Source organism: Streptomyces sp. DSM 106670 (genome assembly GCF_055792845.1).
Window position 1 is genome coordinate 398,061 of sequence record NZ_CM147704.1, and the last position, 14,635, is coordinate 412,695.

The following is a 14,635-nucleotide window of genomic DNA, read 5'->3' on the forward strand; positions in this document are numbered from 1 at the left end:
GGCACTTCCCGGCCATCGGGAAGCACCCCTTTGCGATCACTCGTCCGCGGTCACGTGGGCACCCTCCGGACTACGGGTTGATATTGATCTTGAAGGTGGAGGTGGTGTTCCGGACATCCTGCGCGTTGTCGCTGAGCTTCAGACCGTTGAAGGTGACCTCGCCGACGGCGGGCCCCTGCCCGGCCTCCGGCATCTCGTTGGCCCACAGTCCGAAGCCGGACTTGGCGTCGAAGGCGTCACCGCTCTTGCGTGCTCCGGAGATGGAGACGTCGGTGAGCACGGTGTCCTTGATCGGGAACTGCGGCTGTCCGCCGACGTAGTTCGTCTGGAACATGATCCCGCTGTAGGTGGGATCGACGATGTCGACGTTGTTGATGCGAATGCCCTGGAACACCTTGGACGCCGAGAACAGCCAGATGCCGGGGAAGGTCTGCGTGCCCCAGAAGTGACCGCCCGCGCGCACGATCGAGATGTTCTCCAGCGTCGTCGGTTCGGTCCCGAAGCCGTTCATCGGGTAGCCGAAGTCCAGCGAGCTGACGGTGATCCCGGAGTACACGAGGGTGTCGGCGATATGGATGTTGCGGAAGGTGTTGTCGTAGCCGCCGTAGACGGCGACACCGGCCGCGCGCCAGGTGAGGATCGAGGTCAGGTTCTCGTAGACGTTGTTCTTCATGTCCGCTCCCCCGGCGTCGATCGCCGAGAAGAGCGCGAAGCTGTCGTCACCGGTGGCCCGCGCCTCGTTGTTGGTCACGAGGTTGTCGGTGGACCCGTTGGTCATGTTGACGCCGTCGGCGAACATGTTGCGGATCCGGGAGTTCTTGATGGTGATGTCGTCGGTGTTGGCGCCCCAGTAGAGGCACACCATGTGCTCGTTCCAGATGTTGTCGATCACGATGTCCGACACATTGGAGAAGTCGAACACCTTGCCCGGCCCGTCGATCCGGGACGTGTAGTTGCCGAAGTACGCGAAGTTCGCGAACGACGACCCCTTGGCACTGGCCTCGGCCCGGAAGCCGATGTCGGTGTTGTCCTGGGTGGCCGGGGCGTTGAAGCGGGTGTACCAGGGCCCGGCGCCGACCACCTGGACGGCCTTGCCGTACACCTGGAACTTGCTCGCCGTGCTGTACTCCCCCGCCGGGAGATAGACGCCCACCAGCGTGCCGGTGGTGTCCATGCGGACCTTGTCCAGGGCGTTCTGCACGTCCTGGTGGGTGAAGCCGGCCGGCACGGTGTACGTGGCGGGGTCCGGGTTGGCGACCGGTGCGACCTGCTCCAGGTTGATGAAGTCGATCGCGTACGTGGAGGTGTTGGCGCTGTCCTTCTGGAGCCGGATCTTCGATCCCGCCGGGACGGTCTTGCCCAGCATCACGTTCGCCTCGTCGTAGATGTGACGGGGCGCCCCGGAGCCCGGGGAGTTGCCGGGAGCGGTCTCGTTCCCGTACAGCCAGGCGTACTTGGAGGTGAGGTCGATCGCCTTGAGGAAGACGCCGTCGACATAGACGTTCAGCGTGGAGTCGATGCCGTCGCCGCCCGGGGCGTCCGGGATGGAGAACCGGGTCACCAGGGTGTTGGTCGAGGCCCTGGTGGTGAACTCCACATAGTTTCCGGTGTTGTTGAGCGTGACGGCCTTGCGGCCCGAGGCCTCGCCCGCGATGTCGCCGACGGTCCGGTTCGGGCCGACGACCTGGGCGCCGCCGCCGGTCGTGCCGTCCTCGGCCTCGTACATGTCGTACGGCATGTTGGCGCCGCGTCCGACGAAGAGCGCCTGGGTGGAGGTGTTGTTCTCGCGCTTGACCGGCAGTTCGTTGGCGTCGTCCGCGATCACGGTCCGTACGGTGTACGAGCCGTTGGCCGCGGTCCAGGTGCCCAGCGGGACCGGCGCGGTGGTGGCGCCCGCCGCGATGGCCCCGTTGTGGGCGCCGGTGAGGGTCTTCACCGTGGCGCCCTTGCTGTCGACGAGGGTCAGTGTGATGCCGTGGCTGCCGCCCGCCGAGGCCACCGTGCCCTGGTTCCTGAGTGCGACGGAGAAGGTGACCGTGTCGCCCTCGGAGGCGGCCGAGGGTGAGGTGGTGACCGCGGCGGCGACCAGGTCGGAGCTGGAGACCGGCTTCACGACCAGCGGGGAGGCGCTGGTGTAGGTGTTGTTGGTCTCGTTCTGCTCGATGACCTCGTCCGCCGGGTCGGCGACCGCGCTCAGTTCGTAACTGCCCGCGTTCCGTGCCCCGATGGAGGCGCTGACCTCGGTGGAGGCGCCCGACGCGAGTGCTCCGACGGCGGCCGTGGCGACCTTGGTGGAGCCGAGGCGGAGCTCGACCTCGCTCGCCGGGGCGGCGAGCGCTCCGGCGTTGCGGACGGTCGCGGTCAGGGTGATCCCGTCCGTCTCCACCGGTGCGGCGGGTTCGGCGGTGATACCGGTGACCTGGAGGTCCGGGTTGGCCGCCGGAGCGCCCAGCACCTGGAACTCCGCCACCTGGCCGGCCCCGGAGCCGCTGTTGGCGGTGAACTTCAGCTGGACGTCGGCGACGCGGGCGGCGACCGGGATGGTCACCGTGTTGCCGGAGGCGGGGCTGAAGTCGTAGTCCTTCGCGGCGGAGAGGGAGGTGAAGGACGAGGCGTTCTGTTCGCGGCCGAGGACCTCGATGCGCTGGGTGCGCGGACCCCAGCTGCTGTCGGGGTTCAGCTTGACGACGATGTTCTCGGTGTCGGCGTTGGAGCCGAGCTTCACGGTGAGGGTGTTCGGGTAACTGCCGCCCGCGCCCTCCCAGTAGGTGGTGGTGCTGTTGTCGTTGGCGTTCTCCGCGACGAAGGTATGGACCACGGAGGAGGCGGTGATCGGCTTGTTCACGGCGAGGTTGGACGCGGAGCCGCTCTGCCCGTTGCGGGTGACGGTGTTGCTGTCGCCGGAGACGTTGCCCGCCGCGTCCTTGGCCCGCACGACATAGCTGACCGTGGTGGACGCCGACTGGGTGTCGGTGTACGTCAGCACATAGCCCGCGACGCTGCCGCGCAGCACGTTGTTGGCGTAGACGTCGTAGCCGGTCACGCCCTTGTTGTCGGTGGACGCCTGCCAGGTCAGCTTGACCGATCCGCTCGACGGTTCGGTGTACGCCAGAGCGGAGGGAGCGGTGGGGGCCTGGGTGTCGCCGCTGTCGCCGCCGCGGGTGACGGTGTTGCTGTCGCCCGAGACATTGCCCGCCGCGTCCTTGGCGCGGACGAAGTAGCTGACGTCCTGCCCGGCCGGGCGGGTGTCGGTGTACGTGGTGACGTCGCCCGCGACGCTGGTGAGGAGGGTGCCGTCAGCGTAGATGTCGTAGCCGGTGACGGCCTTGTCGTCCGTCGAGGCCTTCCAGGTCAGCCGGATCTGCCCGGTGGCGGGCTCGGTGAAGGCGAGGTTCGTCGGCGCGGTCGGTGCCTCGGTGTCGCCGGTGGTCGGCCCGTAGATCTCCAGCTCGGCCAACTGGGCTGCTTCCGCACCGGTGTTGGCGGTGATCAGAACACGGACATAGCGTGTCGTCGTGGCGTCGAAGGTGATCGTCGCCGACTGCCCGCCCGCCGCGTCGAAGCGGTGGTCCTTGGACGCGGTGAGGTCGGTGAAGTCCGTGCCGTTGGCGCTGCCCTGGAGCTTCAGGGTCTGGCTGCGGGCCGCCCAGCCGTCGGGCAGCCGCAGGACCACCCGGTCCACGCCGAGCGATGCGCCCAGGTCGGCCTGGATCCACTGCGGGAACTGGCCGTCGCGGCTCGCCCAGTAGCTGTCGCGGTTGCCGTCGTTGGCGTTGGCCGGGGTCTGCGCGCCGTTGCTGCTGCTGGCGGTGAGGGTCTTGCCGGCGGCGAGGTCGGCCGAGGACTCACCGGCGCCCCGGACCTCCAGTTCGGAGAGCTGGGCTGCCTGCCAGCCGGTGTTGGCGGTGATGTTGACGCGGACGAACCGGGTCAGGGTGGCCGGGAACGCGATGGTGACCTCGTTCGCGGCGCCCGGGGCGAAGGTGTACGTCGCGGAGTTCTTCAGGGTCGCGAAGCTGGTGCCGTCCGCGCTGCCCTGGAGGGACAGCGTCTGGGTGCGGGTCTCCCAGCCCGCCGGAAGGGTCAGCTTCACCTCGTCGACGCGGGCGCCCGCGCCCAGGTCGGCCTGGACCCACTGGGGCAGTCCGCCTCCGGCGCTCTCCCAGTACGTCGACCGGTTGCCGTCGGTGATGTTGGACGCGCCGTACTCCGCGTGGGCGCTGCTCGCGGCCGCGGCCCGGCCCGCGGCGAGGTTGGGACCGTCGGCCGCCGAGGCGGTGAGCGACGGCCAGCCGATCATCAGAAGACTGGTCGTGACCAAGGCGGATATCGCCCGCCATCTCCAGCGTTGGGCTCTCATGGCTCCCCGATCTTCGGCCTCGGCGCAGGGCGCGTCGAGGGCGCGGCTCTGTGACCGCAGCCAGGGAACATGGATTTCTGCGTTTGCTGCGGCCTGTTTTGCGTTGTGCCGTCAGAGAGTTGCAGAGAAATGAGAGACCGTCCACCGTTTCGGCAACAGCCGAACGGCCGGGCCGGGGAGCGGATTCCGCCGCGCGGTCACCGCTCCCCGGCCCCGTGGCGGGGATCCGGTCGGGCCTTCCGACGGATCGTCAGAGGCCGCCGGTGTACAGCAGCCGGTCGGGCGAGCCCTGGCCGAGGCCGGAGAGCACGTCGGGGGTGGCCGTGTCGTTGAGCCACCGGGCGACGGCGGCGGGCGAGGCCGTGGGGTTCTCCTGCTTGTAGAGCGCGGCGACGCCCGCGACGTGCGGGCTGGCCATCGAGGTGCCGTTCAGCGAGACGGTGCCGCCGCCGAGGCGGGCGGAGACGATGTCGGCGCCGGGGGCGTACAGGTCCAGGCAGGAGCCCCAGTTGCTGAAGGAGGTCTCCCGGTCCTGCCGGTCGCTCGCGCCGACCGTGACCACGCCGTCCGCGGCCGCCGGGGACACGTCACAGGCGTCCCGGTCGTCGTTGCCCGCGGCCACGACCGGCAGCACGCCCGCGTCGGCGACGGACTCGACCGCCGCGTCGACCGCGGAGGAACGGGCGCCGCCGAGCGAGGCGTTCAGCACGGCCGGGGTCGCGCTGCGCGCGGCGTCCTTGGCGACCCAGTCGAATCCGGCCAGGATGCCGGCCCAGGTGCCCCGGCCCTCGCAGTTCAGGACACGTACGTTCACCAGCGAGGCGTCCTGGGCCACGCCGGAGGTCGCGCCGCCGACCGTGCCCGCGACGTGCGTGCCGTGGCCGTTGCAGTCCATACCGCCGCGGCCGTCCCCGACAGCGTCGAACCCGTTCACGACCCGGCCGCCGAATTCGCTGTGCGCGGCGTCGATCCCGGTGTCGACGACGTACGCCTTGACGCCCTTGCCGGTGGCCGTGGTGGTAAAGGTGTCGTCCAGCGGCAGGGCGCGCTGGTCGATGCGGTCGGTGCCCCAGCCGGCCGCGGGGGCCCGGAAGAGGCCTCCCGCCCTGGGCGCCTCCACCGCCACCTCGGCGTTCTCCTCGACGGCGAGGACGCCGGGGACGGTCCGTACCGCTTCGAGCTCGGTGGCGGTCAGCGTGGCGGCGAAGCCGTGCAGGACGTTCCCGTAACGGAACAACGGGTCGAGCCCGAGCTCCCGCAGGACGGTGTCCGGTGAGAGCTCGGGCTCCAGGGTGACGATGTACTGCCCGGGTACGGCCCGGGTGGACTGTTCCACCAGGACCCCTTCCGGTCCGGTGTCGGCCGAGGCCGGAGTCGGTGCGGCGATCAGCGGAGCGACCAGCAGCAGAGCGGCCGTGGCCCAGCGGGCGGGCAGGCGCATGCATTCTCCTCGGGGTGGGGATCCGTTCACGGAGCGAGTGCATCCGCGAAGTGCGAACACCCGTTCCTTCGTCCCCGTCCGCCGGTCGCCTTAGCGGGTTCAGCCGGACAGCGCAACGCCCGCGGCCAGCTCCAGCGCGTCGAGGTCATGGTCGACGCCGGCCCGGAGGTCGTCGTTCGCCCAACTGCCGACGGCCACCTCGGCGGTGATGCCGGGTCCGAATCCGGCGATGAGCCCCTGCGCGGACTCGGCGGCGCCGCCGTCGTCGAAGAGCCGCGCCAGCGCGTCGAAGACGACGGAGCTGGCGATGTTGCCGCGTTCGGTGAGCGTGGCCCGGCTGTAGCGGAACATCTCGGGCGGCAGCTTCAGGAAGTGGCAGAGGTCGTCCAGGATGCGCGGCCCGCCCGCGTGGACGATGAAGAAGTCCATGTCGGGGACGGACCAGCCGTGCAGGTCGACCAGGTCCTGGAGCACCGGGGCGAGCATCTCCATGGTGCCCGGGACCCGCTTGTCCAGCAGGAAGTGGAACCCGGTGTCGCGGACCGCGTAGGAGATCCAGTCCTCGGTGTCGGGCACCAGGTGGGAGCCGTTGCGCTCCAGCCGCATGCCGGTGCCGCCCTGCCCCCGTACGACAGCCGCGGAGAGGGCGTCCCCGAAGAGCCCGTTGGAGAGCAGCGAGCCGACGCCGATGTCGGTGGGCTGGTAGCACAGCGAGCAGAACTCGCAGGAGACGATGAGCACGTTGGCCTCGGGGTAGGCCAGACAGAAGTCGTGCGCGCGGTTGATGGCCGCGCCGCCCGCCGCGCAGCCGAGCTGGGCGATGGGCAGTTGGCGGGTCTCGGCCCTGAAGCCCATCGTGTTGATGAGCCACGCGGTCAGCGAGGGCATCATGAAGCCCGTGCAGGACACGTAGACGATCAGATCGATCTCGGACGGGTCGGTCTCGGCGTTGGCGAGGGCCTGCCGGACGACTTCGGGGACCCGCCTCTTGGCCTCGGCCTCGTACACCCGGTTGCGGAGCTCGAATCCGGGATGCTTCAGGGTCTCCTCGATCGGCTGCACGAGGTGCCGGGTCTGGACGCCGGTGTTCTGGATGAGCCGCAGGACCAGGTCGCGCTGCGGGTGACCGGCGTGGGTCTCGCGGGCCAGGTCCAGGGTCTGCTGCATCGTGATGATGTGCTCGGGCACAGCGATGGCGGGTCTGCACAGGGTCGCCATGGATTCTCCTCGTGTCTCGGAGCGGAGGCTCTCGTCACCATGTGACGGGCAGGGCGAGCGGGTAACGCCAGATGGACGTCGTGTTCCACTGGATGTCCTCGGGCGGCACGTCCAGACGCAGGGCCGGGAAGCGGGTCAGCAGCGTGGAGAAGGCCACTTCCAGTTCCATGGTGGCCAGCGGCGCGCCCAGGCAGTGGTGGGCGCCCCAACCGAACGTCATATGGGGGATGGACGGGCGGTCGGGATCCAGCTCGTCGGGGCGGTCGAACTTGGCGGCGTCCCGGTTGGCCGTCAGATAGGACACGTGCACCACCTCACCGGCCCTGATGAGGACGCCGCCGAGCTCCACGTCCTCCAGGGCGATGCGCGGGATGCCGACGCCCTTGCGGAACGGGATGTGGCGCAGCAGCTCCTCCAGCGTGCGGGGCAGCCGCTGCGGTTCGGCCTGGAGGGAGTGGAGAAGTTCCGGGCTGGTGAGCAGGGTGTAGGCGATGTTGCCGAGCTGGTAGGTGGTGGTGTCCTGGCCGGTGATGAGCAGGACCATCGCCATGACGGCCAGTTCGTCGTCGTCGAGCAGTTCGGCGCCGTCCCGGGCCGTGGCCAGGGTGCTGATGAGGTCCTCGCCCGGGGAGCGGCGCCGGTCGGCGGTCAGCTCCTGGAAGTAGCCGCGCAGCTCCGCCTTGGCGCGGACCGCGTCCTGCTTGCCCGCGGCCCCGACGTTCATCATCGTCATGGCGTGGGCCCGGAGCCAGGGGCGGTCGGCCTCGGGGATGCCGAGCGCCTCGCAGATGGTGATCAGCGGCAGCGGCGAGGAGACCCGGGCGACGAAGTCGGCCGGTGAGCCCTCGTCCGCCATCTCGTCCAGCAGCCGGTCCACCACCCGCTGGGTCCCGCCGCGCATCTGCTCGACGCGGCGGGGGGTGAAGCTCTTGGCGACCAGGCTGCGCAGCCGGCTGCTGGCGGGCGGGTCCATGAGGTTGATGGACTCCGCCTGGACGATCGGCTCCGGGGTCATCCGGGGGAAGTCACGGCCGAGGACGGCGCTGCGGCTGAACCGCCGGTCGGTGGTGACCGTGCGGACGTCCTCGTAGCGGGTGACCAGCCAGGCCTCGCCCTCTCCGTACGCCATCCGGATGCGGGACACCGGCTCCTCGGTCAGCAATTGCCTGAGCTGGGGGTCGAACTCCAACTGCTGCGCGTAGTCGAACGGGCAGCTCCGGACGGTTTCCTTGTTCTGCACCGAGGTGTGCTCCACCGAGGTTTCTCCCAATGACCGCTTCGAGGAATGGGCGCGCCGGACCGGGACCCGGCACCAGACCTCACCCTGTGTGCCCCGTCACTCTCCGAAACATGTCAGTGACACACAGCAGTCAGCCGATCAGAGGGGCGCACGCCCCGGCGCTCAGCCGGCCGGCTCCCCTGCGGGCAGCGCCCCGGCCCGGTCCAGGACGTGGTGGCGGCCGATCGGGAGCATCAGGGGCCGGCCCGACACGGGGTCCTCGATGATGCGGCTGTCGAGGTCGAAGACGGCCCGTACGGTCTCCTCCGTCAGCACCTCGGCGGGGGTGCCGGACGCGTGCAGTCCGCCGCCGGCCAGGGCGATCAGATGGTCGGCGTACCGGGCGGCGAGGTTGAGGTCGTGCAGGACCATGACGATGGTGGTGCCGCGTGACCGGTTGAGGTCGGTCAGCAGGTCGAGGACCTCGATCTGATGGCTGGCGTCGAGGAAGGTGGTCGGCTCGTCGAGCAGCAGCAGATCGGTCTGCTGGGCGAGGGCCATGGCGATCCACACCCGCTGGCGCTGGCCGCCGGAGAGCTCGTCCACCGCGCGTTCGGCGAGCGGTTCGGTGTGGGTGGCCTCCAGGGCGGCGGCCACGGCGGCGTCGTCCTTCTCGTTCCAGCGGGAGAAGATCCCCTGGTGCGGGTGGCGGCCGCGGCCGACGAGGTCGGAGACGGTGATGCCCTCCGGCGCGACGGGCGACTGCGGCAGCAGGCCGAGGGTGCGGGCCAGCTCCTTGGCGGGCAGCCGGTGCACCTCCTTGCCGTCCAGGACGACGCGGCCCGCCCGGGGCGCGAGCAGCCGGGACATGGAGCGCAGCAGGGTCGACTTGCCGCAGGCGTTGGCGCCGACGATCACGGTGATCCGGCCGGGCGGTACGGCCAGGTCGAGGGAGTCGACGACGATGCGTTCGCCGTAGCCGAGGGTGAGTCCTTCGGCGGTCAGTCGGTGGTGCGTGGTCATAGCGAGCCTCCCGCCCGGTTGGTGCGGATGATCAGGTAGACGAGGTAGGGGGCTCCGAGGACGCCGGTGACGACGCCGACCGGATAGCGCTCGCCGAAGGCGAACTGGCCGGTGAAGTCGGCGACGAGGACGAGCAGCGAGCCGACGAGTCCGGCGGGCACCAGCAGGGAACCGCCCGCTCCGACGATCCGGGCCGCGATGGGGCCGGAGAGGAACGCCACGAACGCGATGGGTCCGGCCGCCGCGGTGGCGAAGGCGATCAGGCCGACGGCGGCGACGATCACGGTGATCCGGGTGCGTTCGACGCGTACGCCGAGGGCGGAGGCGGTGTCGTCGCCGAGTTGCAGCGCGGAGAGGTTACGGGCCTGGCCGAGCAGCAGCGGGGTGAGGACGGCCGCCGCGGCGAGCGCGGGGAGCACCTGGTCCCAGGTGGCTCCGTTGAGGCTGCCGGTCAGCCAGCGCATCGCCTCCTGGAGGTCCCATTCGGCGGCCTGCGACAGGACGTAGGAGGTGATGCTGTCGAGCATCGCGGAGATCCCGATGCCGATCAGGATGAGCCGGGTGCCGACGACGCCGCCCTTGAACGCCAGTGAGTACACCAGCAGGGCGACGCCGAGGCCGGCGGCGATGGCGAGGACGGAGACCTGGACCTCGCCGAGGGACAGGGTGACGATGGCGATGGCCGCGGCGGCGCTCGCCCCGGAGCTGATGCCGATGATGTCGGGGCTGGCGAGGGGGTTGCGGAGCATCGTCTGGAAGGTGACGCCGGCCAGCCCGAAGCTGAATCCGGTGACCAGGGCGAGGACGGCGCGGGGCAGCCGCAGCCGGCCCACCGTGAACGAGGCGCCCGGCACCTGCTCGCCGAGGATCACCCGGAACACGTCGCCGGGCGGGTAGAACGTGCGGCCCGCCATCAGGGTCACGGCGAACGCGGCGACGACGAGGACCACCAGCACCAGGGCGACGAGGCGGCGGCGCGATGCGGCGCGGACGCGTCGGCGGGTGGCGGCCTCGACGGATGCCGGCCGGGTGAGGACAGGGGCGCTCACAGGGCACGTACCTTCTGTCGGCGGACGATGTAGATGAAGAACGGGGCTCCGACGAGGGCGGTCACGATGCCGACGTCGATCTCCGAGGGGCGCGCCACGATCCGGCCGACGACGTCGGCGGCGGTGAGCAGGACCGCGCCGAGCACCGCGGAGAGCGGCAGGAGCCAGCGGTGGTCGACGCCGACGAGCAGCCGGCAGGTGTGCGGGACGACGAGGCCGACGAAGCCGATCGGCCCGGCGACGGCGGTGGCCGCTCCGCAGAGCAGTACGGCGCCGAGGGCGGCCACGGCCCGTGCCACGGCGACGCGTTCACCGAGTCCGGCGGCCAGTTCGTCGCCCAGCGCCAGGGAGTTGAGGGCGCGGGCCGAGAGCAGGCAGACGACGAAGCCGACCGCGAGGAACGGCGCGACCTGGCCGATGCGTTCGAAGGACGCGCCGCCGGTGCCGCCGATCTGCCAGAGCTTGAAGCTTCCGGCGATGTCGTTGCGCGGCAGGATGACCGCGCTGACGAGCGAGGCGAAGGCGGCGGAGGTGGCGGCTCCGGCGAGGGCCAGCTTGAGCGGGGTCGCCCCTCCTCTGCCGAGGGTTCCGACGGTGTAGACGAAGAGGGCCGACAGGGCCGCGCCGACGATGGCGACCCAGATGTATCCGGTCGGCGAGGTGAGCCCGAAGAACGCGACCGCCGTGACGACGGCGAGGGACGCCCCCATGTTGACGCCGAGGATGCCCGGGTCGGCCAGCGGGTTACGGGTCACGCCCTGCATCACGCCGCCCGCGAGGCCGAGGGCCGCGCCGATGACGACGGCGAGAACGGTACGCGGAACGCGCTTGGTCGCCGCCGCCCGGCCCAGGGTGTCGTCCGCGCCGCCGAGCGCCGCGACGACGTCGGACCAGGGCACGTCACGGGAGCCGAAGGCGACGGACGCGACCATCACGGCGGCCAGGGCGAGCACGGAGAGGAGAACCCACAGCAGGCGCACGCCCACCGGGCGCCTGGTGACGGCGTCCGGCGGGGTACGGGTGTCGAGCGTGGTCACTTGACCTTGTCCGCGGCCTTGGCGAGGGCGGCGGCGTAGTCGTCCAGCACGTAACCGATCGACAGGGGCGTCGGGTTGGCGGCGGTGGCCAGCGGGCTGGTGCCGGGCAGGAGGTAGACGGAGCCGCGCTCGACGGCCGGGATCTTCGAGAGCAGCGGGTCCTTGGTGACCGTCTTCAGCAGTTCGCCGGTGTCGTCGCCGTAGCCGGTGATGATGTCGACGTCGTCGAACGCGTCGATCTGTTCGGCGCTCTTGGTCAGGGCGAACTTGTCCGTGCCCTCGGACGCCTTCGCGATGGATCCGGGGATCTTCATCCCGAGGTCCTGGAAGAACTGGGTGCGGGTGTCGTGGGTGGTGTAGAAGCCGACCTGGCTGACGTCGTTGGGGTCGACGTGCGTCATGAACATCGCCGACTTGCCCTTGAGCTGCGGGTACTTCGCGGCGGTCTTGGCTATGTCCCCGTCGAGCTTCTCGATCAGCTTCTCGCCCTCGTCGGCCAGCCCGATCGCCTTGCTGTTCGTCCGGATGATCTCGCGCCACGGCGTCGCCCAGGGGGCGTCCGGGTAGGCGACGACGGGGGCGATCTCGCTGAGGGTCTCGTAGTCCTTCTTGGTCAGACCCGAGTACGCGGCCAGGATGACGTCCGGCTTGGTGTCCGCCACGGCCTCGAAGTCGATGCCGTCGGTCTCGTCGAAGAGGACCGGCGTGTCGGCCTTCAGCTCGTCGAGCTTCTCCTCGACCCAGGGCAGCACGCCGTCGTCGTTGTCGTCGCCGAAGTTGGCCGCGGACATGCCGACGGGCACGACGCCGAGCGCGAGCGGCACTTCGTGGTTGGCCCAGTTGACGGTCGCGACGCGCTTGGGCTTGGCCGGGATGGTGGTCTTGCCCAGGGCGTGCTCGACGGTCAGGGGGAACGCGCCGCCGGAACGGTTCTCGTCGTCCTTGTTCCCGGTGTCGGTGGTCCCGCCGCAGGCGGAGACGCCGACGAGGGCGGCCGCCACGATGAGCAGGCGGAGGCGGTGTGAAGACATGGGTGTGTACCCGGCTTTCCGGATGTCGGGGGTGCCGCTTCTCGCGCGTCCGGGCGTGGGCTGCCGTCGTGGAGCGCTGCGCGATGCGTGCGTCAGGGGCTTAGGTAAGGCTTGCCTTGGCACTTTATGAGAGGAAGCGCACCTGTCGCAATCAACTGTTTGAGACAGCTGTTGTAGCGATATGGACATCCGTCGTCGGCGGGACGGCGGCACCTGAGGCTCTTGACCCTCACGTGACGTCAGGCCGCACAGTCGGTGCCGTGGAAGAACACTGGACCGTGGGACGCGTGGCCGAGCTGGCCGGCGTGAGCGTCCGCACGCTGCATCACTACGACGGGATCGGGCTGGTCCGGCCGTCCGCGCGGACCGCGGCCGGATACCGGGCCTATGCGGCGGGCGATGTGGAACGGCTGCGTGAGGTGCTGGCCTACCGGCGGCTGGGCTTCGGACTGCGGGAGATCGCGGAACCGGTCGACGATCCGTCGGCCGACGCGGTCGCGCACCTGCACCGGCTGCGCGGCCTGCTGCTGGAGCGGCGTGATCGCGCCGACGCGATGGTGACGGCCATCGACAGGGAACTCAGGAGGCGGGCGAAGGGACTTGAAGTGACGCCGGAGGAGCAACTGAACATGCTCGGCGCACGGTTGTACGACGCGATCGGAGGCGCCTACACCGCGACCCGGCGGACCGATCCCCGGATCGCCGCGCAGATCTGGGACGCGCTCGGAGACGCGCGGACGGTGCTGAACGTCGGGGCCGGCACCGCCTCCTACGAGCCTGCCGACCGCCGGGTGGCCCGCCGCGTGGTGGTGCTCACCTTCGACACCGACGAGCCGGGATGGCAGGACCGGTTCTGGCTCACCCGCGACTACCTGCCCGAGTTCACCGGCGTCCTCGCGGAATTCCCCTCGCTCGCCGGGATGGCCGACGCGATCGGCGCCCGCGCCGAGCCGGTGCCCGTCCCGTGGGACTGCGCCGACGGCCTGTTCGAGGCGTACTGGCGTCGGCCGGGGGCGTATCTGGAGGAGCGTGCGCGCCGTGCGATGTCGGTGTGGACGAGGGTCGGGCCGGAGGCGGAGGAGCGCGCGGTGCGCAACCTCGGCGACGACCTCGCCTCCGGCCGGTGGGCCGAACGCAACGACGACCTCGTCGGCCTCGACGCGGCGGATCTCGGCCTCCGCCTGCTCAGGGCGTGAGCTCGGGCCGGAACGTCCCCGGGGTCAGCCCGGTGGTCCGCCGGAAGGCGGCGCCGAAGGCGCTCGCGGAGCGGTAGCCGACCTGTTCGGCGACCGACTCGACGTCCCAGCCCCGGGCGAGCAGGCCGATCGCGTGCTGCGCGCGGACCGCCGCCACCCAGCGTACGAAGCTCGTGCCCGTCTCGGCGCTGAAGGCGCGCGTGACCGTACGGGTGCTGACCCCCAGCTCGGACGCCCAGTCCGCCAGCGTCCGCTGGTCGCCCGGATCCTCGCGGACCGCGTCCGCGATGGGGCGCAGGAGGCCGGAGGTGGGGACCTGGACGAGCAGTTCGCGGGGCGACGGCGCGAGCACGTCGAGCACCAGCGCCTCGGTAGCGGCCCGGGAGGAGGGAGCGAGGCCGGGTTCGCCGAGCCGCTCCAGCAGCAGGCGCAGCAGCGGGGTGATCTCGACGGCGACGGGGATGTCGGAGATCGACGCGGTGGTGCGGAAGCCGAAGAAGCTGGCGCGCAGCCAGGTGCCGGCGCTCGCCGAACCGGTGTGCAAGGTGCCCGCGGGCATCCAGAGGCCGAGCGTGGGAGTGATCGTCCAGACGCGCGCGCCGACCACCGCCGTGGAGGCGCCGCGCTCGTTCCAGAGCAGTTCGTGGAAGGGGTGGGAGTGCGCGTCCCAGAGCGTGTCGTGGGAGACGATCTCGCCGTAGTCCTTGATGACGAACGGCGTCTCCACCGAACCGGGGGCGAGCTCGGGGAGCGTCCGGGTCTCCTGGGTCACGGGACCAGCCTAGAAGACCTGCCGGGGAGACCGGCCACCCCACCCGATGGACCCTGTCGATTACGGCCGATCACGCGTCACTTTTAAGTCAGTCGATTGATTTAAATCAGGGAATGCACTTGGCTGGGTTCACAGAGGCCGACACCGGATCCGGCTTCGGCCGCCGTACCGAGAAGACCGAGGAGACAGCCATGAGAGACGCACGCAAGACCCGCGAGTACCCCGGGGCGCCCGCACGGCGGGTACGCCGGTGAACCGCGCGGCGGCCCGCACGGACCGGGCCGCCGGA

At 70.6% G+C, this 14,635-nt stretch carries 9 protein-coding genes and 1 pseudogene; 1 reads left to right on the forward strand and 9 read right to left on the reverse strand.

What is annotated here, in order from left to right; genetic code table 11:
* Nucleotides 1-70: 70 nt before the first annotated feature.
* The 8 genes and pseudogenes from ACSMXR_RS01685 to ACSMXR_RS01720 all read right to left on the reverse strand — a co-directional run bounded on the left by ACSMXR_RS01685 (nucleotide 71) and on the right by ACSMXR_RS01720 (nucleotide 12,378).
* Nucleotides 71-4,360: a discoidin domain-containing protein gene (locus tag ACSMXR_RS01685; RefSeq protein WP_473171049.1), complete on the reverse strand. Its 4,290-nt coding sequence runs from the start codon at nucleotides 4,358-4,360 to the stop codon at nucleotides 71-73.
* Nucleotides 4,361-4,610: 250 nt separating this feature from the next.
* Complete coding sequence (locus tag ACSMXR_RS01690; protein WP_376187204.1) at nucleotides 4,611-5,801, reverse strand: S8 family peptidase; 1,191 nt, start codon at nucleotides 5,799-5,801, stop codon at nucleotides 4,611-4,613.
* Between the two features lie 99 nt (nucleotides 5,802-5,900).
* A pseudogene (locus ACSMXR_RS01695) lies at nucleotides 5,901-7,031 on the reverse strand (type III polyketide synthase); the annotation flags it as partial.
* Nucleotides 7,032-7,053: 22 nt separating this feature from the next.
* On the reverse strand, nucleotides 7,054-8,274 hold the full coding sequence (locus ACSMXR_RS01700) for a cytochrome P450 (RefSeq protein WP_381910866.1): 1,221 nt from the start codon (nucleotides 8,272-8,274) through the stop codon (nucleotides 7,054-7,056).
* Between the two features lie 147 nt (nucleotides 8,275-8,421).
* Nucleotides 8,422-9,261 (reverse strand): ABC transporter ATP-binding protein, encoded by an 840-nt coding sequence (locus ACSMXR_RS01705; protein ID WP_137230883.1) that lies wholly within the window; start codon nucleotides 9,259-9,261, stop codon nucleotides 8,422-8,424.
* A complete protein-coding gene (locus ACSMXR_RS01710; RefSeq protein WP_137230881.1) occupies nucleotides 9,258-10,310 on the reverse strand; it encodes a FecCD family ABC transporter permease in 1,053 nt (350 codons plus the stop codon). Before ACSMXR_RS01710 ends, ACSMXR_RS01705 begins: the two co-directional genes overlap by 4 nt.
* Nucleotides 10,307-11,347, reverse strand: coding sequence for a FecCD family ABC transporter permease (locus tag ACSMXR_RS01715; RefSeq protein WP_473171050.1), 1,041 nt, complete (start codon nucleotides 11,345-11,347; stop codon nucleotides 10,307-10,309). The genes ACSMXR_RS01710 and ACSMXR_RS01715 overlap by 4 nt, the downstream gene beginning before the upstream one ends.
* A complete protein-coding gene (locus tag ACSMXR_RS01720; RefSeq protein ID WP_137230879.1) occupies nucleotides 11,344-12,378 on the reverse strand; it encodes an iron-siderophore ABC transporter substrate-binding protein in 1,035 nt (344 codons plus the stop codon). The genes ACSMXR_RS01715 and ACSMXR_RS01720 overlap by 4 nt, the downstream gene beginning before the upstream one ends.
* A gap of 278 nt (nucleotides 12,379-12,656) precedes the next feature.
* On the opposite strand from ACSMXR_RS01720, the gene ACSMXR_RS01725 reads away from it, so the two are divergent.
* Nucleotides 12,657-13,574 carry a MerR family transcriptional regulator gene (locus tag ACSMXR_RS01725; RefSeq protein ID WP_473172328.1) on the forward strand — a complete coding sequence of 306 codons (918 nt, stop codon included), beginning with the start codon at nucleotides 12,657-12,659 and terminating at the stop codon, nucleotides 13,572-13,574.
* On the opposite strand, the gene ACSMXR_RS01730 is transcribed toward ACSMXR_RS01725, so the two are convergent.
* Nucleotides 13,564-14,346 (reverse strand): helix-turn-helix domain-containing protein, encoded by a 783-nt coding sequence (locus ACSMXR_RS01730; RefSeq protein ID WP_473171051.1) that lies wholly within the window; start codon nucleotides 14,344-14,346, stop codon nucleotides 13,564-13,566. The two genes, ACSMXR_RS01725 and ACSMXR_RS01730, sit on opposite strands and share 11 nt — an antisense overlap.
* Nucleotides 14,347-14,635 lie beyond the last annotated feature (289 nt).

Bases quoted from the DNA above. Each gene is read 5' to 3' on its own strand.
- ACSMXR_RS01685 (WP_473171049.1), bottom strand. From the start codon at position 4,360: ATGAGAGCCCAACGCTGGAGATGGCGGGCGATATCCGCCTTGGTCACG.
- ACSMXR_RS01690 (WP_376187204.1), bottom strand. From the start codon at position 5,801: ATGCGCCTGCCCGCCCGCTGGGCCACGGCCGCTCTGCTGCTGGTCGCT.
- ACSMXR_RS01705 (WP_137230883.1), bottom strand. From the start codon at position 9,261: ATGACCACGCACCACCGACTGACCGCCGAAGGACTCACCCTCGGCTAC.
- ACSMXR_RS01720 (WP_137230879.1), bottom strand. From the start codon at position 12,378: ATGTCTTCACACCGCCTCCGCCTGCTCATCGTGGCGGCCGCCCTCGTC.